The following is a 22,987-nucleotide window of genomic DNA, read 5'->3' on the forward strand; positions in this document are numbered from 1 at the left end:
GACTTCCCGGCACACCAGTGGGGAGCTTACGCATGCTTTACGCGTTCCTGACAGGTCCTTGACGCGCACTCTGGGACAGGGATCCTTGCCGGATTCCGGCAAGTCGAGGGCGGCCTGCGGGAGTCAGCGTTGCGAGCGTCGACCCATGACCTGGGCGACCAGGAGACCGGCGAGCAGGGCCCACGCCACTACGCCGTAGCCGCCATACACCCAGCCCGCGACGCCCACCGCAAGAGCTGTCAGCGAACCGCCGGCCAACGCGACTTTGTCCGTGACGAAAGCCCACTCCCGTCGTGCGCTGCCGGGGTCTCGCAGCTCCAGCACGGCGGTCTTGACGACCAGGACCGCGGTGATGACCAGCGCTGTGGCCAGTGAAGGTTCCACGCCACTCCCCTCTCCGGGTCAGCGTTCGGTGGTGGCGTCGACTTGGTAGATGTCCGGGATGCCGTCGTGGTCGTCGTCGCGGTTCTCCTCCTCGTAGAGGCGCCGGTACACGCCGTTGCGACGCTTGACCAGCATCGCCGCCATCACGGCTGCGATCAGGGAGCCGATGAGGACCGCGGCCTTCACAGGTCCGGCGGCCGCTGGGTCGGGGAAGGCGAGTTCGCCGATCAGCAGGGCGACGGTGAAGCCGATCCCGGCCAGTGCTGAGAGGGCGAAGACATCGGCCCAGGCCAGTTCGGGGTTGAGCCGGGCGCGCGTGAAGCGCGCGGCCAGGTAGGTCCCGGCGAAGATCCCGACCGTTTTGCCGAGGACAAGTCCGAGCACCACGCCGAGCGGTTCGGGCCTGGTGAACACGTCGCTCAGTGACGCGGCCGAGACGCTGACGCCGGCGGCGAAGAGTGCGAAGAGCGGGACCGCGACGCCGGCGGAGACGGGGTGGAGGAGGTGGGAGGTGCGTTCGCCGGGGGAACGGTCCTCGTCCTTGTCGCGGGTGGTGCGCAGGATGAGGCCCATCGCCACGCCGGCGACCGTGGCGTGGACGCCGCCGTTGTACATCAGCGCCCAGATAGCGATGCCGAGCGGGGCGTACCACCACCATCCGCGGACGCGGAATCGCTGCAGCAGGTAGAAGACGACGAGGCCCGCGAACGCTCCGCCGAGAGCTGCGAAGTTCAGGTTGCTGGTGAAGAAGACGGCGATGACGAGGATGCCGCCGAGGTCGTCGACAACGGCGAGGGTGAGCAGGAAGGCACGCAGCGAGGCCGGCAGATGAGTGCTGAGTACCGCGAGCACGGCCAGCGCGAAGGCGATGTCGGTGGCCATGGGCACCGCCCAGCCGTCCAGACTGCCGCCCCCCGTCGAGGCGGTGACCGTGTAGAACGCGGCGGGGACGATCATGCCCGAGATGGCGGCGATGACCGGTAGGGCGGCGGTGGCGGGGGTGCGCAGCTCACCGACGACCAGTTCGCGCTTGAGTTCAATGCCTGCAACGAGGAAGAAGAGCGTGAGGAGTCCGTCGGCGGTCCAATGCCCGATGGAGAGGTCCAGGCCGAGCGCCGATATGCCGAAGTGGAAATCGCGTATTCGCTCGTAGGCGTCGGCCCAGGGCGTGTTCGCCCACACCAGGGCCACAACGGCCGCCCCCAGCAGGACCAGCCCGCCGACGGTTTCCGTCCTCAGGGCCTGGGCGATGGCCGTGCGCTCGGGCAGCGGCAGGAGGCCGAGAAAGGGGGAACGTTCGCGCGGCGCGTCAGCCATGAAGGAGTCCTCCGGGGATCGTCTTGCGGGCATACGAGCCCCTGACGCCGACCAGACTTCCCGGCACACCGCGCGTCGGTCACAGGCCCATGGGGGCTGCATGTTGACGCGTTCTTAACACCCTAACCGGTGCCCTTCGGTTCTGCTAGGTGCCCTTTCACCTGCGGAAATCCAGTGCCGGGGCATGACGAGCGGGCCCGTCCACACCAAGGCGCAGGGTGTGCACGGGCCCGCTCAGGAGCCGGGCCGCGGGGGCGGTCAGACGGTGGTCTTCACCGACTCCTGGTCTTCGTCGCCGTCGGTGATCTCGCCGGCCTTGCGGGCCCGGACGAACTCCAGGAAGGAGTTGAGTTCGCGCTTGACGACCGGGGCGAGGAGGTACAGGCCGATGATGTTGAAGACCGACAGCAGGAAGAGCGCGGAGTCGGCGAGGCTGATCAGCGAGTCGAGGGACATCAGGGAGCCCACGACCACGAACAGGCTCCAGACGGCCTTGAAGACGGTCTCGCTGGTCTTGCTCTTGCCGAACAGGTACGACCAGGCCTTGAGGCCGTAGTAGCCCCAGGTCAGGATCGTGGAGAAGGCGAACAGCAGCACCGCGATGGTGAGCACGGCCGGGAACCAGGGCAGTACGGTCTCGAAGGCGTCGGAGGTGATGGTGACGCCGCCGATGCTCTCGCCCGCGCGGGCCTCGGCCCAGCTGTCCGGGTCGGCGATGGCGATGGTCAGCGCGGTCATGGTGCAGATGACGACCGTGTCGATGAACGGCTCCAGCAGGGCGACCAGACCCTCGCTCGCGGGGTGCTTGGTCTTGACCGCGGAGTGGGCGATCGGGGCGGAGCCGAGACCGGCCTCGTTGGAGAACGCGGCGCGCTGGAAGCCGACGATCAGGGCACCGATCACACCGCCCGCGACGCCGTCGGCGTCGAAGGCGCGCTGCAGGATGTTCTGGACGGCGTCCGGCACGGCGGTGATGTTGCCCAGGATGACGACCAGGCAGGCCACGATGTAGATGCCGGCCATCGCGGGCACCAGCCGGCTGGTGACCGAGGCGATGGAGCGGATGCCGCCGAGCAGCACGAGGCCGACCAGCGCGGAGACGACCAGGCCGAAGAGGACGGCACCAGCGGAGGAGGCCAGGAAGCCGTCCTCGCCACCGAAGGTCGAGGAGATCTGCGCGTAGCTCTGGTTGGTCTGGAACAGGTTGCCGCCGAACAGACCGAAGAAGAGGATCATGATCGAGGCGAGGACAGCGAGCACCTTGCCGAACTTGGCGCCACCGTTGCCGAAGCGCTCCTTGAGGCCCTTGGGCAGGTAGTGCATCGGGCCGCCGGAGACGGTGCCGTCCGCGTGCACCTCGCGGTACTTCACGCCGAGGGTGACCTCGACGAACTTGGTGGCCATGCCGAGCAGGCCGCACAGGATCATCCAGAACGTGGCACCCGCGCCGCCGATGGACACGGCGACGGCGACACCGGCGATGTTGCCGAGGCCGACGGTGCCGGAGACGGCCGCGGTGAGGGCCTGGAAGTGGTTGACCTCGCCGGGCGACCCCTTCTCGTCGTACTTCCCGCGCACCACGTCGACGGCGAGTCTGAACTTGCGGAACTGGACGAACCCGAACCAGCCGGTGAAGACGAGACCCGCGACCACGAGCCAGGCGACGATGAGGGGTAGTTCGGTCCCTCCTACGGGGACCGTGTAGAAGACGACTTCCCCGAGCCACTTGGCTATGGGCTCGAAGAATCCGCTGACTGCTTCGTCGACGGACGTGGTGACGGAGTCGAGTGACACTATGGCTACCTCGGTGGTGCGGGGACCGGCGCAGAAGCCTGCGCCGGAGGAAGTGCGGTCCTTGAGCGAACGCCGTTGTCCGATCGGCGACCTGGGATGACATGTCCGCGGACTCGGAACGTCACGGCCCTGGCCTGTAGTCGGCTCGCAGACCGACGCTCGGTTCGGCGGCGAGGGTCATGCCGCCTGCGGAGTTGCGACGTTCTACCACGGCCTTTACCAGATCTTTAGTGATGCAGGTCACGTATCCGCTTGTCATCGCAAAAGCGCCAGGTGGCGAAATCAGACCGTTATACGGAGACGGAAGTCCGTTCAGCGGGCACATATCTCTGGGCGACGGGATGGTTACGACAAGCCCCGACTATCAGTCGTCCCTGGTCTCGGCCGACAGAGCACGGGAGAGGCCGATCTGATGCATGACGGATCGCGCCCGTTCGTCCGCATGCGTGATGGTCAGCCGTGTGCCGTGCACTCTCGCGGCACGGAACGCCATGAACAGCGCCGCGCATCCGTCCGGGCTGAGGTACTTCACGTCAGCGAGATCGACTTCCAGAACCTTCGGCCCAGCATCGGCCTGCCGGACCAGGCGCCGTCCTGTCGCTTCGGCGTTACGGGCGTCCAAAGTGCCGTGCAGCCGGACCACGCGGTGAGCGGGCGAGCCCTGGGCGCCAGATTGTCCGCGACGGCGCGAGCGGAAGATGTGCATCGAGAACTCCATGGTGGCAGGGCCAATTGATCGCCGACCAGGCTTCCCGGCACACCTGGCCGCAGCGTACTGGGCCCTCCGGCAGGGCGCCTTTCCTGCGTCCGGCGGTCGGGTGGCAGGGGGTCGCGCATGAGTTGCGCACGCACTGACCATGACGTCTTGGCTGCTCGCCTCCTCGTGCCCGCGCTACCTATGCTCGGTGGCCGACCGGCACGGCGTACCGCTCGAGGTCCGCATCTGCGGGGCTGCGGTCAGACGACGCGCCCCGGTGACGCCCTCATCGTCGTGTACGACCAGAAGGGGCGGGTGTCACCGCCGGGAGCCCGTCGTCGCCCCGGACCTGCGCGCCCCGCTCGCGGCCGCGCTGGTGGACTACGCCCAGGACACCCAGGAGATTCCCAACGGCGTCAACGGCGAGTACACCCATGGTGAGGACGAAGTGCCGCGGCGTGACGGCGCGACCATCCGGATGCCGGCTCGCATCGACGATCTCGTCAAGGTGCTGCGCGCGGTGTCCCAGGATCCCGCCGCGTACGGCGATCTGCGAGCCGCACATGTCCGTCAGTGCGCCGCACGCCTCGCCGAGGTCCCCGCCCGGGCCACCGGCGCCCGCTATAGCTGGCCGGCCCGCAGCTGTGCCGCCGGCCTCGGCTACTTCGCACGGGGTGCGGGCACCGACTCCAAGAAGGTGAACGACCTGCAGGCGGACGTTGCGAACGATGCCAGCCGAAGCGTAGGGGAGACGCAGAAAGCACTGAAGTGCACCAGGCACCCCACACAGTGCGGGCAGGCCGCAGTTGGCTCGAGAAGAGCGACCTTCGTCCGCCTTTCCGCGAAGGGCGTGGTGATGGTCCACGCCCGCCACGAGGTGAATCAAGCTGCCGATTGGTAAGCACAAGAGCCCCGAGGGGCCGGCAGTCCCGATCCGCGGGCTCCCGACTCGTCCCGGGCGACAGCCCCTGGACGCTGACACTGACCACCGCTACGAGCGGACGGTCAAGCCAGCTGGGCAGGCGCTCCCGCATCGCCCGGGCACCTGGCCGGGCGGCGCGACGACTTGGCGCCCACGGCGGAAACGGATGAGCGGGCCGAGCAACAGCGGACAGCTGGCCAACGGAGGCGATGCGCAGTCCTCGCCTTCCGGGTCGCCGGCGTCTCACGGCGGGAAGCCCCCATGGGTTCGCGGCCGCGGCATCCAGCACATCCCAGAGAGTCTGCTCAGCGTGCTCGGGCAGCGCGGCGAGCACCGTCGCCCCCGGCGGCGCGGCAACAGGATCGCGTACGGCTGTTGTCCGGTCACCGGCGGCGGCCCCGGATCTCCTCCAGGTCCACGAACCCGGACTCGCCCCGACCGGAAGCGAAAAGCGCGTCGACCACCGGCGCGGACGTTACGCGGGCCTGCCCGACCTGAACGACCTCGTACAGCACGGCCAGCGAGAACGTCCGGCGACTCCTGTTCGAAGGCCGGCACCCACCGCTGTGCGCGGCGGTCAGCGCGCAGCCGCGCGAGCAGCTCGGCAGGAGCTCCCGGCTCGGGGCGTACGGCGTGATGGGTGCGTGGTCGGGCTGAGCGCTCATCGGTGCCTCCAGGTCGTCGAGGGTCTCGCCGACGGCCTCGTGCAGCCCGCTGGGTGATCTCGTCAGCGACCTCGGGGCTGTACCCGATCCGGCAGTCGTCGGCGGCTCGACGGTTCGCGGCGCTGGTTTTGTTCACGGATCACGACGGCGATTGTTCATCACTCTGGGAGGCGCCCGCCGGGGCCGAGTCGATGTTCACAAAAAGGAACAGCACCCGTCGACTGACTCCCCGCCCCGGGCAGTGGGCGTCCTTCCTGGGCCTCGGTACCCGCGACTGCTGCAGTTCCCGGCGGACAGGCAAGGCAGACCGCCCGGTCCTCGGTCCCTGGGTATCGGTGGACCTTTCGCCTCGCTCGCGGCGCACGCCCGTGGTGCGATGAAACAGGGGGTCGGGAAGGAGAGAGCGATGATCCCACCGGCAGGGGAGCGCAAGAATGGCACGGGCCCTGTATCGGTCCGCCCGCTCGGTGAGGCGGACCTGGATCGGGCCGACGAGGTCTTCAGGGTCGCCTTCGGGACGTTCCTCGGGGCACCCGAGCCGAAGACATTCTTCGGGACCGCCGACTACGTCCGCACTCGCTGGGCCGCCGATCCACAAGCGGCCTTCGCAGCAACGGTCGAGGGCGAAGTCGTTGCATCGAACTTCGCCGTCAACTGGGGCAGCGTCGGGTACTTCGGCCCGCTGACCGTACGTCCGGACCTGTGGGACCAGGGCGTCGGCAGGCGCCTCATGGAGCCGGTCATGGACTGCTTCGAGACCTGGGAGAATCGACACCTGGGCCTGTTCACCTTCTCGCACAGTCCCAAGCACCTTGAGCTCTACCGCCGGTACGGTTTCTGGCCCCGATTCCTCACAGCCATCATGAAGAAGCAGGTCGCAGGCAGTGCCGCGGTCCCCGGCCGAGTGCTGTACGGCGAGCTTCCCGCCACCGAGCGGCTCGACGCCCTGAGCCTCTGTCGCACACTGACCGGGGCCGTGTTCGAGGGCCTGAGCGTGGAACGCGAGATCGTGGCCACGCACGCGCAGGGACTCGGTGACACCATCCTGCTCCAGGGGGCCGGCTCAGAGCTCGATGGCCTGGCCGTCTGCCACTGCGGAGCCGGGTCGGAGGCCGGAGAGGACGTGTGTTTCGTCAAATTCGGCGCCGTGCGTCCTGGCCCGGAGGCGGCCGACCGGTTCGAACGACTGCTCACCGCGTGCGAGCGGCTCGCCGCCGAGCGCGGCCTGGGGCAACTGGACGCCGGAATGAACCTGGCCCGCCAGGATGCCTACCGGCGAATGGTCGACCGCGGTTTCCGCACCTGGTTGCAGGGCGTGGCCATGCACAAGCCCAACGAACCCGGCTACAGCCACCCTGACGCCTACGTGATCGACGACTGGCGCTGAGACCCGCCGCACTCGGCCCGCGAGGAACGCCCGGTGCTGCCCGAACCCGTGAACATTCCGCGTCGGCGCCGACGGCCAGACACCCCCCGGACCACTGTCGAAGTGCTGTTCCGTTCTCATGGACAGAGCCACCGCGCATTCGGCAAGTACGGGGCTCTGCCACACCAGCCCCGGTTCGGTACGCCACACGGGTGCCTTGATCGGCGTTCACCCGGGCCCCGGGCAGCTTGGAATCTGTCTCGAAACGGCTGTTGGCCGTGCACCAAGTAGTGCGGCAGCCGAACGTCCGTGACCCACCTGGCAGTTCAGACCTTGCGAGTCGGGTCACGGACGGACCCGACTCTAGAGATCTTTAAGGGTCAGGGTTCTGGGCTTGGTGACGGCTGACGCCGTGTTCGCCATCCAAGGGTCCGGGCGGCGCCCGGTGTCGGTTGAGCCCTGACCAACTGCGGGTCTTGGAAGCGGAGCTGGACGCCGGCGCGGATCGCCGAGGTGATCCGCCGCCGGTTCCGGGTGGACTACACGCTGGCCGGGGTCGATCTGCTGTTGCACCGGATCGGCTGCAGCGTGCAGGTGCCCACCCGCCGGGCGGCCGAGCGCGACGAGGCGGCCATCGCCGACTGGAAGGACGCGCAGTGGCCGGCCATAAAAGGACGGCTGCACACCTGGGTGCCGGGCTCTGCTTCCAGGACGAGTCCGGCCAGGGACTGACGCCCCCCCAAGGGCCGCACCTGGGCCGGCGCGGGCACACCCCGCTCGTCCTCGTGACCGCCGCCGGCACCAAGCGCATCTCGCTGGCCGCGCTGATCTGCACCAAGCCCGGCCGCGCCCGCGGCTGATCTACCGCACGCACGTCGATCGCGGCCCACGGCACAACCGGCGCCAGGGCTTCACCGAGACCGACTAGGCGCGCCTGCTGGACGCCGCCCACCGGCAGCTCGGCGGCCCGATCGTCCTGGTCTGGGACAACTTGAACACCCACCTCAGCCGCGCGATGCGACAGCTGATCGCAAGCCGGGACTGGCTGACGGTCTAACAACTCCCGCCCTACGCACCCGAACTCAACCCGTCGAGGCCGTCTGGGCGCACCTCAAGCGGTCCCTGGCGAACCTCGCCGAACACGGCATCGACCAGCTGACCATCCTGGTCAAGACCCGCCTCAAACGGATGCGACACCGAACCGGTCTCGTCGAGGGCTTCGTCGCCAAGACCAGACTCGACTTCGCGCCGCCGTAGCCTCAGCCATTGACGATCTCTAGCGGCGTACCTTGAACCTGAGGTGCAGCACCCGGTCGCCCTGGATGACCACATGGGGATCCTCCAACAGCTGCTGGCCGTCGATGCTGCCGAAGTATCGTTTGCCCGAACCGAACACCACCGGCACCACGTCCATGGCCACCTCGTCCACGAGGCCGGCCGCGAGGATCTGACCGCCTACCTCGCCGGCGCTCACAGCAACGACTCGCTCACCGGCGAGCTCCTGGGCCTTGTCGATCGCAGCCGTCACGCCGTCGACGAAGTGGAACGACGCTTCGGGGTGCCAGCCCTCGGGCTTGGGCCGATGGGACACCACCACCACGTGGTCGCCTGCGGGCTGGTTGCCTTCCCAGCCGTTCACCAGGCCGAAGAAGTGGCGGCCCATCACGATCGTGCCGATCGACTCCCACATCGGCCGGACGTACTCCGCCGACGCACGTGAGACCTTGAAGCCGCTTCCGACGCTGGAATGGTCGTACTGCTGGTCGCCGCCTTCGGTGATCGGGGTGTCCCCGGTGAAATACCACTCGTGGAGTGGCCCGACGTCGTCGTTGGCGTCGGCGATGAAGCCGTCCACCGACACCACGTTGTGCATGATCACTGTGCCCACGGACCCTCCTCGACTCTCCCTGCGTGTGCACCCCGATCTTGCCGCCCCGAGAGGCGAGCAGGCACGTAAGAAATCAATCAGCGGGCATCGAACCTGCTTCCGGCGGGAACCCCTGCTCGGCGGGGAATCGGCGTCGCGGGGCCATGTACTCCCTCGGGGTGTGGCCGGTGAGGTCGTTGAACTCTCTGCTGAAATGGGCCCGGTTGAAGTGGCCTGCCGCGTGTGCGAGCTCCGGCCAGTCGACCGGACGCAGGGTGTCCACGGACAGGATCAGTGGCGCAAAGCGATAGATCCGCGCCACCCGCTTCGGGGTGATCCCGACATGAGCCTTGAACTGCGTGGCCAGATGGTTGCCACTCACCCCGGCGCCCGCGGTCAGCGCACCATCGGGACCGCGCCGTGGGACGCGGCCAACCGCCCGCCTGCGTGCAGGACCAGGTCGAGACCGCGCGACGGCGCCTCGGCAAGCCGCGACAGCGGCTCCGCTTCCAGCACCCGAAGGCTCTCGGTTGCCGATGCGATGTCGCCGACCTGGTTGCGAACCCGGTGCGTAGTGGAGCCGACGTGGTGGGCGACGCACCCCGGGGTGTTGCCGCTGCTGTCCGAGATCACCCGAACGCGTGCCGGCTCGCGCCGTGTGTGGCAGCTGTCGGCGGCTAGCGTGGCCGTTTGTCAACAGATTGGGTGTGCCATGTCGGACGAGCCGTCGCCGAGCCCCCTGGGTACGACCATGCGCGAGGTCACGTTCCCTGACCAGTCGCGCGGCATCATTCTCGTGAAAGCTGGTACGCCGCAGGTCGAAGCGGACGAGATGGCCGCCCGGATGTGGGCGGAGCGCTGCCCGACGCACGGTAGGCGGGCACAGTAGAAGCCCCGCCCGGGCACTGTCGTGTTTGACGGTGGGGCGCTTCGTTCGTCACTCGCAACAGGCAGCGTCCTGGTCGATGACCATGGGGCGCTCTCTTGTCTCGACAGTGTGGGCGGCCGTTATTTGTGTGGCGGGGGATCTCGGCTGTCGTTCCGAGTCTGTCGCAGCGCTAGCGTCCCGTCCGATTGACAGCGTGGGGCGGGTGCGGCCGGCGGGTTGGTGCAGATGGGTCAAGTTTGGGCGTCTTTAGCTCCTGAGGCTGTTGCGCTCCCAGTGATGCTCTCGAGTCGCCGGGGCATTTTTCCGACTACGATCACCCTCTGTACTTCAGCGGCCGTGAGTGCCCGCCCGTCCGCCGGCGTGATCCGAGCGTTCCGGGGGCATCCGCTGCTTATGTCCCGCTCCGGCGGAAGAAGAGATCACGCAGGCAGTGGATCACCCCCTCCCGCTCTCCGGGTAACGTCAAGGTATGAGTCACCCACATCCCGACCTCAAAGCCGCCCCACCGCTTCCCGAAGGAGGGCTGCGGGTCATCGCCCTGGGCGGCCTGGGTGAGATCGGCCGCAACATGACCGTCTTCGAGCATGCGGGCAAGCTGCTCATCGTCGACTGCGGCGTGCTGTTCCCCGAGGAGACCCAGCCCGGCGTGGACGTGATCCTGCCGGACTTCACCTCGATCCGGGACCGGCTGGACGACATCGTGGCCGTGGTACTCACCCACGGCCACGAGGACCACATCGGCGGCGTGCCGTACCTGCTGCGCGAGCGGTCCGACATTCCTGTCGTCGGCTCCAAGCTGACGCTGGCGTTTCTGGAGGCCAAGCTCAAGGAACACGGCATCCGGCCGCGCACAGTGCGTGTGCGGGAGGGCGACCGGCGCGGCTTCGGGCCGTTCGACTGCGAGTTCGTGGCGGTCAACCACTCCATCCCGGACGGCCTCGCGGTCGCGATCCGCACCGGCGCCGGGATGGTGCTGCACACCGGCGACTTCAAGATGGACCAGTTCCCTCTCGACGACCGCATCACCGATCTGCGCGCCTTCGCCCGCCTCGGCGAGGAGGGCGTGGACCTGTTCCTCACCGACTCCACCAACGCCGAAGTGCCCGGCTTCACCACCTCCGAGCGTGAGCTGAACCCCGCGATCGAGCAGGTGATGCGCACTGCGCCGCGCCGGGTCATCGTCTCCAGCTTCGCCAGCCATGTGCACCGCATCCAGCAGGTTTTGGACGCCGCCCACCAGCACGGCCGTAAGGTGGCCTTCGTGGGCCGGTCGATGGTCCGCAACATGGGCATCGCCCGCGACCTGGGATATCTGAAGGTCCCGTCTGGTCTGGTCGTGAGCACGAAGGAGCTGGAGAAGCTCCCGGACCACAAGATCACTCTGGTGTGCACCGGCTCCCAGGGCGAACCGATGGCCGCGCTGTCACGTATGGCCAACCGCGACCACGTGATCCGCATCGGCAAGGGCGACACCGTCCTGCTCGCCAGCTCTCTCATCCCCGGCAACGAGAACGCCATCTACCGGGTGATCAACGGACTTACCCGGTGGGGCGCCCACGTGGTCCACAAGGGCAACGCCAAGGTGCACGTCTCCGGACACGCCAGCGCCGGCGAACTCGTCTACTGCTACAACATCGTCAAACCCCGCAACGTCATGCCCGTGCACGGCGAATGGCGCCACCTGCGGGCCAACGGCGACCTCGCCATCCGTACCGGCGTCGACCCCGACCGGGTTGTCATCGCCGAGGACGGCGTCGTCGTCGACCTCGTCGACGGGCGCGCATCCATCACCGGCAAGGTCCCCGCCGGCAACGTCTACGTGGACGGCATGGAAGTCGGCGGCGCCACCGAAGCGTCCCTCAAGGATCGCCTCACCCTCGCCGCCGAAGGCGTAGTCACGGTGGTGGCGATCGTCGACGCCGACACCGGCGCCCTCGCCGAGGCCCCAGACTTCCTGGCCCGGGGCTTCGTCCACGACGACACCACCTTCGAGCCGGTCATCCCCGTCATCGAGAAGACGCTGGCCACCGCGGCCGAGGAAGGTGTCGGGGACGCGCACCAGCTCGAACAACTCGTCGCCCGCGCCGTGGCGAGCTGGGCGTTCCGCACCCACCGCCGCAAGCCCCTCATCATCCCCGTCATCATCGATGCCTGAGCCACCGCCCGGGAGCACGCCCTAGGTGTATTGACCCGGAGCGTTGTTGACGCGGGTGATGGGTGGCTGGCCGCCGAGTGCGGTGTGGCAGCGGTGGTGGTTGTAGGTGTGCAGGAAGTCTGCCAGGGCGTCGGTGCGTTCGGTGTTGCTGGTGTAGGGCCGCCGGTAGGCCCATTCGTCGAGCAGGGTGCGGTTGAAGCGTTCGACTTTGCCGTTGGTCTGCGGCCGGTAGATGCGGGTGAGTTTGCCGGTCGCGCCGAGGTCGGCCAGGGCTTGGCGCCAGGCGAAGCTTTTGCGGTAGGGCCAGGCGTTGTCGGTCAGGACCCGTTCGATGTGGTCGATGCCGCGGGTCGTGAAGAAGGCTGCGGCCCGGCGGAGGAAGTCTGCGCAGGTGGCGGCTTTCTCGTCGCCGTGGATTTCGCTGTAGGCGAGGCGGGTGTGGTCGTCGACGGCGGAGTGGATGTAGTCGAAGCCCATGCTGCTGCGGCGGGCGCGGCCGGCCTGGCGGCCCAGGACCTTGTGGCCGCCGCCGTCGGGGATACGGCCGAGTTTCTTGACGTCGACGTGGATCAGCTCGCCGGGCCGGTCGCGTTCGTAGCGGCGGATGACCTGCCCGGTGGGGCGGTCCAGGTGCGCCAGCCGGTTCAGACCGTGGCGGACCAGGATGCGATGCGTGGTGGAGGCAGGCAGACCGAGGACAGGGCCGATGCGTGCCGGGCCGAGTTTGCGGGCCTGCCGCAGTTGGCAGACACGGGCCTCCAGGGCCGCTGTAGTGCGGTGTGGCGTCGTGCGCGGCCTGCTGAAGCGGTCGACAAGGCCCGGCTCGCCTTCGGATCGCCAGCGGCGGATCCATTTGTGGGCAGTGGCGCGGGAGATGCCCATCTCGGCGGCTACGTGAGCGACAGGGCGCCCGGCGCCGACACGTTCGATCAGCAGCCGCCTGCCGTGAACGGTCAGCCGGGCATTACGGTGGGACACGAAGACCTCCGTTCGGTGCAGTCCTAGACAGCTCCACCACACCGGAGGTCTTCGCCATGATCAAGCCCGGCGAGTGTCAACAACGCTCGTGATCAATACACCTAGGTCCGGTGGCGGTCTCGCCGGCATCGAGGCCGGACACGGAGTCAGCACCCCGGGGCCGGGGTGCTGACTGCTAGGACAGCTTCCTCCTGCACCGCCAGGGTGTGCTCGATCAGTCGCAGCAGGGCAGACGAGCCTTCGATGCATGCCGGAATCCGGTTGGGGTACTCGACGCGATTCGGGCTTGACACTGAGGAGGGACATGGACGACGTCGCCGCTCCCGGCAGGGAAGGTGTTCCCCTGTCCGGGCACCAGGCGCGTTCTGGCGCCCTGCTCGACAGAACGCTGGAAAACCTGCGGGCTTCCGCCATCGCGGTCGATGACGATGGCCTCATCGTCGCGGTCAACAGCGCAGCCCAAAGCATGCTGGGCAGGGAAGCCTCAGAACTCGTCGGTCAGGACTTCCACGACCTGCTGCACCGGGACAGATACGGGCACTCGGTGCCGCGCACGCGCTGCCGGATGAGGAAGGCGCTCCTCACGGGGGACACCAGGCATGGCGACGCCGAGTGGTTCGCCCGCGGGGACGGCGATCTCGTCCAGTTGTCCTGGCTCGTCACGCCCTACGCACCCGGTCCGGGCGTGACAGGTGCGCTGGCAATGCTGTACGAGCCGCCAGGCGGCGTGGGCCACAGCGACGGCGGCCACTCCGCGCCGCTGACCGAACTGGACCGCCTTGCCCTGCTGGCGGAGACGACCACGCAGCTCACCTCCACCCTGGACGCGGACGAGGCGCTGCATCGGCTGGCGGCCCTGACCGTGCCCCGGCTCGCGGACTGGGCCGTGTTCGATCTGCTCACCGAACGTGACGAAGTACGACGCGTTCTCGTGATGGAGCACAAGGATGGCATTCTCGTCGAGCGGGACGACCTGCAGGGCCCGATGCCTCCCGTGCCGGCCGAGTCACCGATGCCGCTGTCACGGGCCCTGCGCGGCGCCGCCTCCTCCCTCGCCGGCCCCGCCACCTACCAAGGTCCGCCCGACTCCGGCATAGCGGTCGAGCAGCAGCGCCTGTTCACCACGACAGGTATGCACTCCGCCGTCATCGCACCCATTCGCGGACTGCGCGACGTACTCGGCGCCCTGACCCTGGGCCGCGCCCAGCGTCATGACGCCTTCACCCCTGCCGACCTGCCGCTGCTGGAGGACCTCACCCGCCGGGCGGGCCTGGCGCTGGACAACGCGCGCCTGTACCAGCGCCAGCGCAAAGTCGCCGAGACCATGCAACGCCACCTGCTGCCGCAACTGCCCGTCCTGCCCGGGCTGGAGATGACCGCGCGCTACGTTCCCGCTCCGGACGCCTCATCCGTGGGCGGTGACTGGTACGACGCCTTCGCTCTGGCTGACCATGCCCACGCACTGGCCATCGGCGACGTCGTCGGACACGATCTCGACGCCGCAGCCGGCATGGCGCAGGTCCGCAACATGCTTCGGGCCTTCGCCTGGTCCCACCCCGAGGCCGCACCCAGCGCCGTTGTCACACAGCTCGACGAGGCAGTGATGCACATAGCCGAGGTACCCATGGTCACCATGATCCTCGCCAGGCTCACACTCGGCGACGACGCACTGTGGCGCCTGCGCTGGACGAACGCCGGCCACCCGCCGCCCCTGCTCATCACCCACGACGGTCAGACCCGCTACCTCGACGAGGCTCACGGCATACTCCTAGGCACCGGAGTCACCAGACCTCGCCCCGACGCCGTCACCGTCCTGCCACACCAGGCCACGCTCCTGCTCTACACCGACGGACTGGTCGAATCCCCGCACCACTCCATCGATGACGGGCTTGACCGGCTGCGCCGACACGCGGCCTCCCTCGCCCACCGGCCCCTCGACTCCTTCTGCGACTTGCTGCTGGACCTGGTCCGCCCCAGCGACAACGATGACGACGTCGCCATGATCGCGCTGCGCACACCCCCTCCCGTAGGACCCGCCTGACCCACGCGTGACACCGCTGATGGGACAGCCTCCTGGCCGGCAACGAGGGCCCGGCAGGAAGACCGTCCCCCTCCGTGATCACCCTCCCTGGGCTCTCGTCCTGCGGGACCACGGGGAGCGGGAAGGGCGGTGGGTGTGGAGGACGAGGAGCGCCAGGGCGCCGGTCGCTGCGGACCAGGTGAGGGAGAGCAGGCCGTGGGACCAGGGGGTGTGGGGAGTAAGGGCCGAGCTCAGCGCCAGCTGGTTCACGCCGTACAGGGGAAGCGCGGACACGCCCGCCACGTCCATGAGCGTGTTGAAGACGGGATTCTGGAGGCCGGTGTCGACCAGGCTGAGCATGATGATGAGGAAGAAGCCCTCCAGCTCGCCGCGGACCAGAGAGCCGAGCAGAAGGCCGATGCCGCCGTAGACGAGGCCGGCACCCGTAAGGGCCAATGCCAGAGGACCTGTGTGGTGTACGGGCAGGGAGATCCACAGCAGGATCGTGGTGTAGAGGGCCAGCGCGGCGGTGGAGAGGGCGACGGCGGCAAGTTTGGCCAGCAGCATCGGCAACCGGGGGTAGCCGGCCAGCAGCAGACGGCGGTCCATCTCCCGCGACCGGAAGGTCTCGATGAAGGTGATGAAGCCGGCGACCATGGTGATGGCACCCAGCGCGCTGGCCACCTGGCCGGCCTGGCTGGCCGGGGCGGAGACGGGGGCGCTGATGGCGTCCAGCCGGATGCGCACCACTTGATCGGAGGTGCACAGGCGTGCCACGGCGATCCAGATGGGGATGAACGCGATCGCCAGGACCAGGGCCAGCCGGTTGCGCAGGTGGCCCCGAAGAGTGCAGCCCAGCACTTCGGTGAATGCCGTCCAGGAGAGCCTCAACGGTTGGTCTCCTCGAAGTGCAGACGGCCCTGGCGCAGGTGAGCGATCGCGTCGAAGTGGTGCAGGTCGTGCAGCAGGTGAGAGACCACAATGATCGACCGGCCCTGATCACGCAGGTCGGCGGCCAGGGTCCAGAACCGCTGATGGGTGTCCCAGTCGAAGCCCTGGTAGGGCTCGTCCAGGACCAGCAACTGCGGATCGTGCATGAGAGCGATCAGCAGGTTCAGCTTCTGTCGCGTTCCGCCGCTGAGTTCGCCGACCTGCTGTCGCCGGCAGCCGGCCAGCGCCAGCAGCTCCATCAGCTCGCCGGCGCGCTCCAGTGTCGGCAGCTGGTAGGCCACCTGGAACAACCGCAGATGCTGTCCGATAGTGAACGCATCGTTCAGTACCGCCCGTTGCGGGCAGTACCCCACCGCCCCGGTCCGTGCCACCGTTCCGCGGTCGGGTGCGAGGTGTCCCACGGCGATCTGCAACAGAGTGCTCTTTCCCGCCCCGTTCTCGCCGACGACTCCCACCAGCGTCCCGGCAGACACATCAAGATCCACATCGCGCAGGACCTGCCTGCCTCCGAACGCCTTGCAGACTCCGCTGATCCGCAACCGTGGCCGGTGGCGCGTCGTCACTGACTGCACATGAGCCCCTCGAAGTGATCGGACAGACGTAACGAGCCGACCCGGACGGTCCGGCCCCGGGCGGACCGATCCCCCACGCAACGTCTGCTGCCCGGTGTCCAACGAGTCCGTACCGCCGGTGTAACGACGGTCACCCGCTCTTCTGTACCTGCCAGTTGGGCGTGACGTGCGCCGCGGTCTGCCGTTGTAGGAGGCGATGCCCCCGACACCACAACGAGACCTCAGCGCTCCAACGATCGTGATCGGAGCCGGCCCCCACGGCCTGGCGGCCGCCGCGCTACTGAACCGCTCCGGAGAGCCGACCGTGATCCTGGAACGGTCGGACCGCGTGGGAGCGAGCTGGGCGCAGCGCTATGACCACCTGCGACTGCATACCACTCCCGGCACGTCGAAGCTCCCCGGCCTGTCGGTGCCGCGCCAGGCGGGCCCGTGGGTGAGCCGGGACGACTATGTGCGATATCTGGAGCGCTACGTAGCCCATCACCGACTGGACGTCCGGGTGACCACCCCGGTGGACCGCATCGAACGGGCCGAGCCCGGTTCGGGAGCACAGTGGCTGGTCCACACCTCCGATGGCCCGGTGCCCGCGGGTGCGGTCGTGGTGGCCACCGGCCGCTGCCACACCCCGAACCTCCCCCGCTGGCCCGGGCGTTCGACCTATCCCGGCACCCTGCTGCACTCGGCCGACTACCGCTCTCCGGCCCCCTACCGCGGGCGGGACGTCCTGGTCGTCGGCGCCGGTAACAGCGGCACCGAGATCGCGAGCGTCCTGGCCGGGGCCGGAGCCGGGCGGGTACGGATCGCAGTCCGTACCCCACCCAACATCCTGCCCCGCTCCAGCGCACGATGGCATGCGGCCGGCCGACTGACGAAGGCCCTCCCGCTTGCGTGGCGCGACCGCACCTCCCTGCTCACGCAACGTCTCGCGGTGCCCGACCTGACCTCACGGGGACTGCCCCGGCCCCGCACAGGCCTGTACACCCGCAATGCCCGTGAAGGGGTCAACCCCGTTCTCGACCACGGCTTCGTGAACGCCGTCCGGTCCGGTCGAGTCGAGCCGGTCGCGGCCGTCCAGGCGTTCGACGGCCCCGACGTGGTACTGGCCGACGGGACCCGACTGCGACCCGACACGGTCATCGCGGCCACCGGGTACCGGACCAACCTGCACGACATGGTCGGGCCCCTGGGCGTACTCGACGAGGACGGGCAACCCCTCGCCGCAGGGGCACAGACCCACCCCGAAGCAGCACGCCTGTACTTTGCCGGATACACCAATCCCCTCACGGGTGTCCTTCGTCAGGCGGGCATCGAGGCGCGCGCCATCGCCCTCGCGTTACGACGCGAGACGGTGCGGTCATTCCTGCCCGCCCCCAGGACCGCCGATTCAGTCCGCAGAGGACGCGCTCCGAGGTGACGGGGCCCGGCGCCGAGTGCGGCCAGGCGCCACTCGACGGCGGCCGCGGGCAGGTCGAGGCGGGCCGACGCCATACCGGCGATCACGAGCACAGGACTCAGCAATCAGCGGACGTTTCGCGACGCGGCCCGCGAGGTCATGGGGTAGCCACCTCCGCCCTCGGTTCCCTGGTTGGGCGTGATCGCTGCGTATCCCATGGGCGTCCCGTTCGAGGCGGGGTGAGTGCGGCCGCGCACAACGGGCCGCACGTCGAGGGCGACGGCCATCGCTATGGGGTGATGATGTGGCCGGTGCGCGGCGAGGTCCGGCCCGACTGGACCTCGTGCCAGACCCGTTCGAGACTCTGCGGGCCGTTGCTGTGCACGATGTCGACCCACCCCTCAGCCACGGGCAGGAACTCCTTCCACACCTCGGCGAAACGGCGGTCCAGCCCCTCCCGCCCCCAGTCGCCGATCCGCTTGCGCATCTGGTCGGGGGCGAAGAACATGGCCGGCCCGGTCTCCGCCAGGGTGCCGGCGGGCGCGGGTTCCTGGTTGGTGATGCCGACGACCACCTGGTGCACCAGCGCGTCACCCAGGTGGGCGCACAGCCGGGCGGACAACTGCTGGTCGCCCGCGAAGTCGGCGTACAGCGTCTGTGTGCGTGGGAGCCGGGAGACGTCCTCGTAGGTCAGCACCCGGTCGTAGCAGCCGAGGCCCTCGGTGAAGGCGAGGTTGCGCGGGGAGGTCAGACCGACCACCTCGCAACCCTGCCCCTGGAGCAGGTGGGCGGCACCGTAGGCCGTCTTGCTCGACGCAGACGACAGGACGACGCTCTTCGCGCCCAGCCAGGCGTTGTCGACGAGCCAGTCGGCCAGCATGAACGAGGTCCAGAACAGCGGGCGGTACAGGACGTGAAGGTCCTCGCGGCCGGCCTCGTATGCGATGTCGCCTGTGGTGAGGGCGTAGGCGTTGTAGGGCCGGGGCAGCGGCACGCGATGGGGGCTGGCCTCGCGGAAGCCGCGTGCGTCGACTCGGTCGGGGCGGACCAGTAGGTGGCTTGCGGACGGGAAATAGCCGTAGTAGCGGCTGCCGGTCTCAATGCCGTCGACCCGGGAGGCGACGACGTCGGCGAAGCCCCAGAGGGGGACGATGCCCCAGCCGGCGCGGGGCGCGGGGAAGAACTCCCAGTAGCGGAACGAGTCGCCGAGCGCGGCGTAGGTGACGTTGTTGGCGGTCAGGCCGACCCGGTCGACGCGCAGCAGTGCCTCGCCGTCCTGCACCTGCGGGACGGGGGCGTCTTCCAGTTCCGCGGTCGACAGGTCGTCGCGGCGGACAAGCAGGTTCCAGGCGGTGGCAGCAGAGGTGTTGTCCATGGGCCGGAACGTACTTGAATCCGGATTCGGATTCAATACTGGGCTACGATGTGCACATGCTCCCCCCTGATCCTGGAACCGATCACCCCGCGCAGCCACAGCCGGCCGGGACACGTACCCGGCGCGGCATGCGCACTCGTGACGCCCTGGTGGGCGCGGCCCGGCGGATCTTCGAGCGGGACGGCTATCTGGATGCCCGTATTGTCGACATCGCGGCCGAAGCCGGCGTGGCCACCGGGAGCTTCTACACGCACTTCACGTCCAAGGAGGACGTGTTCGCCGCCGTCCTGGCGCGGCTGCAGGACGAGATGCTGCACGCGGGAGTAAGCGACGGCAGTGACGACGGCGGACGCAAGGACCTGTGGCGAGGGGTCGAGGACGCCAATCGCGCCTACCTGGAGTCCTATCGCCGCAACGCCGGACTGATGGCCGCCATGGAACAGGCGGCCGCCGTCGACCCGCAGTTCGTACGAGTGCGGCTCGAACGGTCGCGCGTGTTCATCGACCGCAGCGCCGCCACCATCACCCGCCTCCAGCAGTCGGGCCTCGCGGATCCGGAACTCGACCCGGACATCACCGCCCGGGCGCTGAGCGCGATGGTCAGCCGGCTTGCGTACGTGACCTTCGTTCTGGGCGAATCCGTGCCCCTCGACACGCTGGTCGAGACCGTCACCCGGCTGTGGACGAACGCGCTGCGCATGCCGCGGGACTGAGCCCGGCGCCGACGCCCGGAGCCGTGCAGAGTGGCCATGATCCGCGCCAGAACAGCGCGGCGATGAACCATGGCCCGCTGTATCACCCCGGCAATGTACTTGGCCCAGCGCTGCCGCGCCTGTTCCTGACGGGCGGCGAAGACCGCATCGCAGCGAGCCTCCACGGTCGGCGGTCCGGTCGCTATCGACTTCCGCAGAGCTGGCATCGTCGGGCTATCAGCGAGGCCCGCGGCGGTTCTAAGCGGAGCCTGCTCGGCGTGCTCATGGGCCAGGAGGTCTTTCTTTCGGATCAGTGATGAGAGTGGGGCCGGGGCCGCCGGGCGAGCCCATACCCCGGGTGTTCTGGGGTGAGGGTGGCTGGTGGCCACACGTGTTCGAGGGAGCCGTACGATGCCTGCCGTGGATACCTCAAGGGACGACTTGCGATGCGGGCTCTGTGGACGGGTTATGGATGCCCGGCACGAGCAGCACCACGAGGAATCGGTGGTCAGCGCGGGGAAGCGTGTGGAGTACGTAGTGATCGAACTGCGCGGCGCCCATGCCCTCTATCAAGCTGCCGATGAGCCCTCTCGGACCCGCAAGACCCATGCCGCCGACCTGGCGGAGGCACTGAGGGTTGACCTGCCCGATCTTCCTGGCCGCCATTACACGTGCTGGGAGACGCCTGGGGAGTACGGCGGCGTATTCCGGAGCGGCTTCGAGCTGGCCTGACATGCTGCAGCGCAGGGCCTTCTCCAGAGGATCATCTGATCGTTGGTTTGATGTGTGTCGCTGACAACAGTGCGCCGCTACAGCTACGCCCTGAAGGGGAAGCCTGCCGCTCACCCAGGCTGATAATTGCGGTTTCCCTTGCTGCTCGTTCTTCTGTTTTGCTCTGGTGCTTTCGTTGCGGGCTTCACAATTCTCTTCCTGTGCGTGCCGAGTTTTGTGGCCCGTCCTACGGCCGACGGCGGGTCCCGGGCAGCTGGTATCGCTGTAGAGGGACCGGCCGGCCCCGAGACCTAGCAGGTATTGGCGGGCAGGGTGTCTGCGTGCTGTGGCGGGAACCGCGCCTCGATTACCGCCGACACATGGGATTGCCCAAATTTCTGCTGTGTACGCGCCGGGTGATGAGTACGGTCGACAGCAGTGGGCACTCGACGCATGAGCAATTCAAGGAATCCGGGCCGTGATGATTTATTTCGGCCGTGAACTCGTTGAAGATGGAGATGGATTCGTGAGTGCGGACATGTGGGGCTACCAGCCGACGGCTGGGTATGCGCCGGGCAGCAGCCTGATCGGCTACAAGGTCGAAGCGACTGACGGGGGCATCGGCAAGGTCGACAAGCACTCCGACGACGTCGGCGCCTCCCACCTCGTGGTCGACACGGGGGTGTGGATCTTCGGCAAGCATGTCCTTATCCCGGCCGGCCTCGTCAGCGGCATCGACACGGCCGCCGAGACGATCTACGTGGACCGGACCAAGGAGCAGATCAAGAACGCTCCCGAGTTCGACAAGGACAAGCACGCTGAGGATACGGGCTATCACGAGCAGCTCGGCGGTTACTACGGCAGCCACCGGGCCTGAGACCTGAGTGGGTGCGGGCGTGAGGACGGCGCCCGCACCCTGGCCGGCCGACAACCAAACCGGTCCAGGCGGCAGGACACGGGGCGCGAGCCCGGACGAGCCATCGGCGTGCTGACCACGCTGGGCCGAGTAACGCCGTATGGCGGCTTCCCGGTGCGACGAGAGGTCTCACAGCACACCAACAGCAAACTCAGCCAGGTCGCCGACGTCGTCCTCAAGGACGCCCAAGGCGCCGCACCGCCCGAGGTGCTGGTCGGCGAGGATGCATGCGGCCCCCGCCCGCCACGCCGTTGCGAGCGGCAGGATCCCTGACCGGTTGCGCTGTCCTACTGGGGCCGGTGTCCGGCACGGGCCCACTCGGCTCCTCTGCAAGGGCGATGCGGGCAGTGACGCGTTTGCCAACCGGCTCTCGCTGGGCACCGAAACCCTCAGCGACGGCCATCACGATCTCCAGACCGTGCTGGCCGACCCGGCCGGCGTCAGCTGCCCGTGCCAGCGGCAGCACCGGGTCGGAATCCCACACCACGACTTCCACCACGTCACCGTCAATCCGCAGATCCATCAGGACCGGGCCGGGCGCGTACTTACGGGCGTTGGTGACCAGCTCACTGACAACCAGTTGCGTGAGCTCCATACACCGCTGCGAGACTGCCACGCCGTATTCGCTCTGGATACCCCGCAGGAAGTCGACGGCCAGATGGCGGGCCTGAGCAATGGTCGTGCCGTCTCCCTCCAGCGCCACTGTGCTCTGCAAGGAAAAACGCCCGGCGCCGGCCCCGCCGTCCTCGCCCAGCGGCCCCGCTTGGCTCATCAATACCGTCGCTCCCCGTTCATACGCGGCGCCTACCCGCCCCCGCACAGTTGACTCCCCCGCGTACGGTGACACCGAATGCGCCCTCCAGGCTCCACTATCCAAAGGGTTCACCCGAGCGATGCGGGCACCACTTGGGGCGAAACCCCAGGCGTGCCAGTATCACCGACATGGCCAAGAAAGAAACGAAGGGTACAGATCAAGCTGTCCAAGCGGGCCTGCTGTCGGTCGTTACCACCGTCGACGCCGGTATCCGCGTGGTGTCCCCCACCGGCGAGATCGATCAGCAGACCAGCGAACCACTACGGCAAGCCCTTGACGCCACCGCACCTCCCGGCCCCCGCGTCGTCGCCGACATGAGCGGCGTCAGCTTCATGGACTCCACCGGCATCAACATCCTCATCGCCGCCCACCGCGACCTCGCGGAAGCCGGCGGCTGGCTCCGTCTGGCCGCACCCACCGGGCCCGTCCTGCACACCATCCGACTCGTCGGCATCGACACCGTCATCGACTGCCACGACACCCTGCGCCAAGCCCTCAACACCTGACAT

The 22,987-nt window shown here is 68.4% G+C and carries 22 protein-coding genes and 2 pseudogenes; 11 read left to right on the top strand and 13 right to left on the bottom strand.

The window, feature by feature from the left end:
• Nucleotides 1-123 precede the first annotated feature (123 nt).
• The 4 genes from OHT51_RS01800 to OHT51_RS01815 all read right to left on the bottom strand — a co-directional run bounded on the left by OHT51_RS01800 (nt 124) and on the right by OHT51_RS01815 (nt 4,213).
• A complete protein-coding gene (locus OHT51_RS01800) occupies nt 124-384 on the bottom strand; it encodes a hypothetical protein (RefSeq protein WP_328877081.1) in 261 nt (86 codons plus the stop codon).
• 18 nt (nt 385-402) lie between these two features.
• Complete coding sequence (nhaA, locus tag OHT51_RS01805) at nt 403-1,701, bottom strand: Na+/H+ antiporter NhaA (RefSeq protein ID WP_328877082.1); 1,299 nt, start codon at nt 1,699-1,701, stop codon at nt 403-405.
• Between the two features lie 258 nt (nt 1,702-1,959).
• Complete coding sequence (locus OHT51_RS01810) at nt 1,960-3,495, bottom strand: alanine/glycine:cation symporter family protein (RefSeq protein WP_328877083.1); 1,536 nt, start codon at nt 3,493-3,495, stop codon at nt 1,960-1,962.
• 364 nt (nt 3,496-3,859) lie between these two features.
• Nucleotides 3,860-4,213, bottom strand: coding sequence for an STAS domain-containing protein (locus tag OHT51_RS01815; protein ID WP_328877084.1), 354 nt, complete (start codon nt 4,211-4,213; stop codon nt 3,860-3,862).
• 139 nt (nt 4,214-4,352) lie between these two features.
• Between OHT51_RS01815 and OHT51_RS01820 the strand changes: the two genes are divergently transcribed.
• Nucleotides 4,353-5,093 (top strand): hypothetical protein, encoded by a 741-nt coding sequence (locus OHT51_RS01820; RefSeq protein ID WP_328877085.1) that lies wholly within the window; start codon nt 4,353-4,355, stop codon nt 5,091-5,093.
• A 404-nt stretch (nt 5,094-5,497) separates the two neighbouring features.
• On the opposite strand, the gene OHT51_RS01825 is transcribed toward OHT51_RS01820, so the two are convergent.
• Nucleotides 5,498-5,779 (bottom strand): hypothetical protein, encoded by a 282-nt coding sequence (locus OHT51_RS01825; RefSeq protein WP_328877086.1) that lies wholly within the window; start codon nt 5,777-5,779, stop codon nt 5,498-5,500.
• 406 nt (nt 5,780-6,185) lie between these two features.
• Here OHT51_RS01825 and OHT51_RS01830 point away from each other — a divergent pair, with 406 nt between their 5' ends.
• Both OHT51_RS01830 and OHT51_RS43280 read left to right on the top strand, forming a co-directional pair.
• Nucleotides 6,186-7,166, top strand: a complete 981-nt coding sequence (locus OHT51_RS01830; RefSeq protein ID WP_328877087.1) for a GNAT family N-acetyltransferase — start codon at nt 6,186-6,188, stop codon at nt 7,164-7,166.
• 401 nt (nt 7,167-7,567) lie between these two features.
• Nucleotides 7,568-8,402, top strand: a pseudogene (locus OHT51_RS43280) (IS630 family transposase); the annotation flags it as partial.
• A 19-nt stretch (nt 8,403-8,421) separates the two neighbouring features.
• Here OHT51_RS43280 and OHT51_RS01840 read toward each other — a convergent pair.
• From OHT51_RS01840 to OHT51_RS01850, 3 genes are all read right to left on the bottom strand, one after another.
• Nucleotides 8,422-9,033 carry a dihydrofolate reductase family protein gene (locus OHT51_RS01840; protein ID WP_328877089.1) on the bottom strand — a complete coding sequence of 204 codons (612 nt, stop codon included), beginning with the start codon at nt 9,031-9,033 and terminating at the stop codon, nt 8,422-8,424.
• Between the two features lie 73 nt (nt 9,034-9,106).
• Nucleotides 9,107-9,394 carry a helix-turn-helix domain-containing protein gene (locus tag OHT51_RS01845; protein WP_328877090.1) on the bottom strand — a complete coding sequence of 96 codons (288 nt, stop codon included), beginning with the start codon at nt 9,392-9,394 and terminating at the stop codon, nt 9,107-9,109.
• A 14-nt stretch (nt 9,395-9,408) separates the two neighbouring features.
• Nucleotides 9,409-9,645, bottom strand: coding sequence for a hypothetical protein (locus tag OHT51_RS01850; RefSeq protein WP_328877091.1), 237 nt, complete (start codon nt 9,643-9,645; stop codon nt 9,409-9,411).
• 725 nt (nt 9,646-10,370) lie between these two features.
• Between OHT51_RS01850 and OHT51_RS01855 the strand changes: the two genes are divergently transcribed.
• Entirely contained in the window at nt 10,371-12,056 is a 1,686-nt protein-coding gene (locus OHT51_RS01855; protein ID WP_328877092.1) for a ribonuclease J, read from the top strand.
• Between the two features lie 21 nt (nt 12,057-12,077).
• Here OHT51_RS01855 and OHT51_RS01860 read toward each other — a convergent pair whose 3' ends face one another.
• Nucleotides 12,078-13,034 (bottom strand): IS481 family transposase, encoded by a 957-nt coding sequence (locus tag OHT51_RS01860; RefSeq protein WP_328877093.1) that lies wholly within the window; start codon nt 13,032-13,034, stop codon nt 12,078-12,080.
• Between the two features lie 304 nt (nt 13,035-13,338).
• Here OHT51_RS01860 and OHT51_RS01865 point away from each other — a divergent pair, with 304 nt between their 5' ends.
• Nucleotides 13,339-15,075 (top strand): SpoIIE family protein phosphatase, encoded by a 1,737-nt coding sequence (locus OHT51_RS01865; RefSeq protein ID WP_328877094.1) that lies wholly within the window; start codon nt 13,339-13,341, stop codon nt 15,073-15,075.
• A 78-nt stretch (nt 15,076-15,153) separates the two neighbouring features.
• Here OHT51_RS01865 and OHT51_RS01870 read toward each other — a convergent pair whose 3' ends face one another.
• Entirely contained in the window at nt 15,154-15,945 is a 792-nt protein-coding gene (locus OHT51_RS01870) for a hypothetical protein (protein WP_328877095.1), read from the bottom strand.
• Nucleotides 15,942-16,544 (bottom strand): ABC transporter ATP-binding protein, encoded by a 603-nt coding sequence (locus tag OHT51_RS01875; RefSeq protein WP_328884209.1) that lies wholly within the window; start codon nt 16,542-16,544, stop codon nt 15,942-15,944. The genes OHT51_RS01870 and OHT51_RS01875 overlap by 4 nt, the downstream gene beginning before the upstream one ends.
• A 229-nt stretch (nt 16,545-16,773) precedes the next feature.
• Here OHT51_RS01875 and OHT51_RS01880 point away from each other — a divergent pair, with 229 nt between their 5' ends.
• The gene (locus OHT51_RS01880; RefSeq protein ID WP_328877096.1) at nt 16,774-17,991 is read left to right on the top strand and encodes a flavin-containing monooxygenase; all 1,218 of its coding nucleotides are present in this window, start codon (nt 16,774-16,776) and stop codon (nt 17,989-17,991) included.
• Between the two features lie 268 nt (nt 17,992-18,259).
• Here the strand turns inward: OHT51_RS01880 and OHT51_RS01885 are convergent, their stop codons facing one another.
• Nucleotides 18,260-19,345, bottom strand: coding sequence for a DUF2855 family protein (locus OHT51_RS01885; protein WP_328877097.1), 1,086 nt, complete (start codon nt 19,343-19,345; stop codon nt 18,260-18,262).
• Nucleotides 19,346-19,473: 128 nt separating this feature from the next.
• On the opposite strand from OHT51_RS01885, the gene OHT51_RS01890 reads away from it, so the two are divergent.
• The 4 genes from OHT51_RS01890 to OHT51_RS01905 all read left to right on the top strand — a co-directional run bounded on the left by OHT51_RS01890 (nt 19,474) and on the right by OHT51_RS01905 (nt 21,625).
• Nucleotides 19,474-20,058, top strand: coding sequence for a TetR/AcrR family transcriptional regulator (locus OHT51_RS01890; RefSeq protein WP_328877098.1), 585 nt, complete (start codon nt 19,474-19,476; stop codon nt 20,056-20,058).
• 23 nt (nt 20,059-20,081) lie between these two features.
• A complete protein-coding gene (locus OHT51_RS01895) occupies nt 20,082-20,354 on the top strand; it encodes a hypothetical protein (protein ID WP_328877099.1) in 273 nt (90 codons plus the stop codon).
• Nucleotides 20,355-20,505: 151 nt separating this feature from the next.
• Nucleotides 20,506-20,769, top strand: a complete 264-nt coding sequence (locus OHT51_RS01900) for a hypothetical protein (protein ID WP_328877100.1) — start codon at nt 20,506-20,508, stop codon at nt 20,767-20,769.
• Between the two features lie 505 nt (nt 20,770-21,274).
• The gene (locus tag OHT51_RS01905; RefSeq protein ID WP_328877101.1) at nt 21,275-21,625 is read left to right on the top strand and encodes a PRC-barrel domain-containing protein; all 351 of its coding nucleotides are present in this window, start codon (nt 21,275-21,277) and stop codon (nt 21,623-21,625) included.
• A gap of 331 nt (nt 21,626-21,956) precedes the next feature.
• Here OHT51_RS01905 and OHT51_RS01910 read toward each other — a convergent pair.
• Nucleotides 21,957-22,436: pseudogene (locus OHT51_RS01910) on the bottom strand (ATP-binding protein); the annotation flags it as partial.
• A 170-nt stretch (nt 22,437-22,606) separates the two neighbouring features.
• Between OHT51_RS01910 and OHT51_RS01915 the strand changes: the two are divergent.
• Complete coding sequence (locus OHT51_RS01915) at nt 22,607-22,984, top strand: STAS domain-containing protein (protein ID WP_328877103.1); 378 nt, start codon at nt 22,607-22,609, stop codon at nt 22,982-22,984.
• The last annotated feature ends 3 nt before the right edge of the window (nt 22,985-22,987 follow it).

This window comes from Streptomyces sp. NBC_00299 (genome assembly GCF_036173045.1).
Taxonomy (GTDB): Bacteria; Actinomycetota; Actinomycetes; order Streptomycetales; family Streptomycetaceae; genus Streptomyces; species Streptomyces machairae.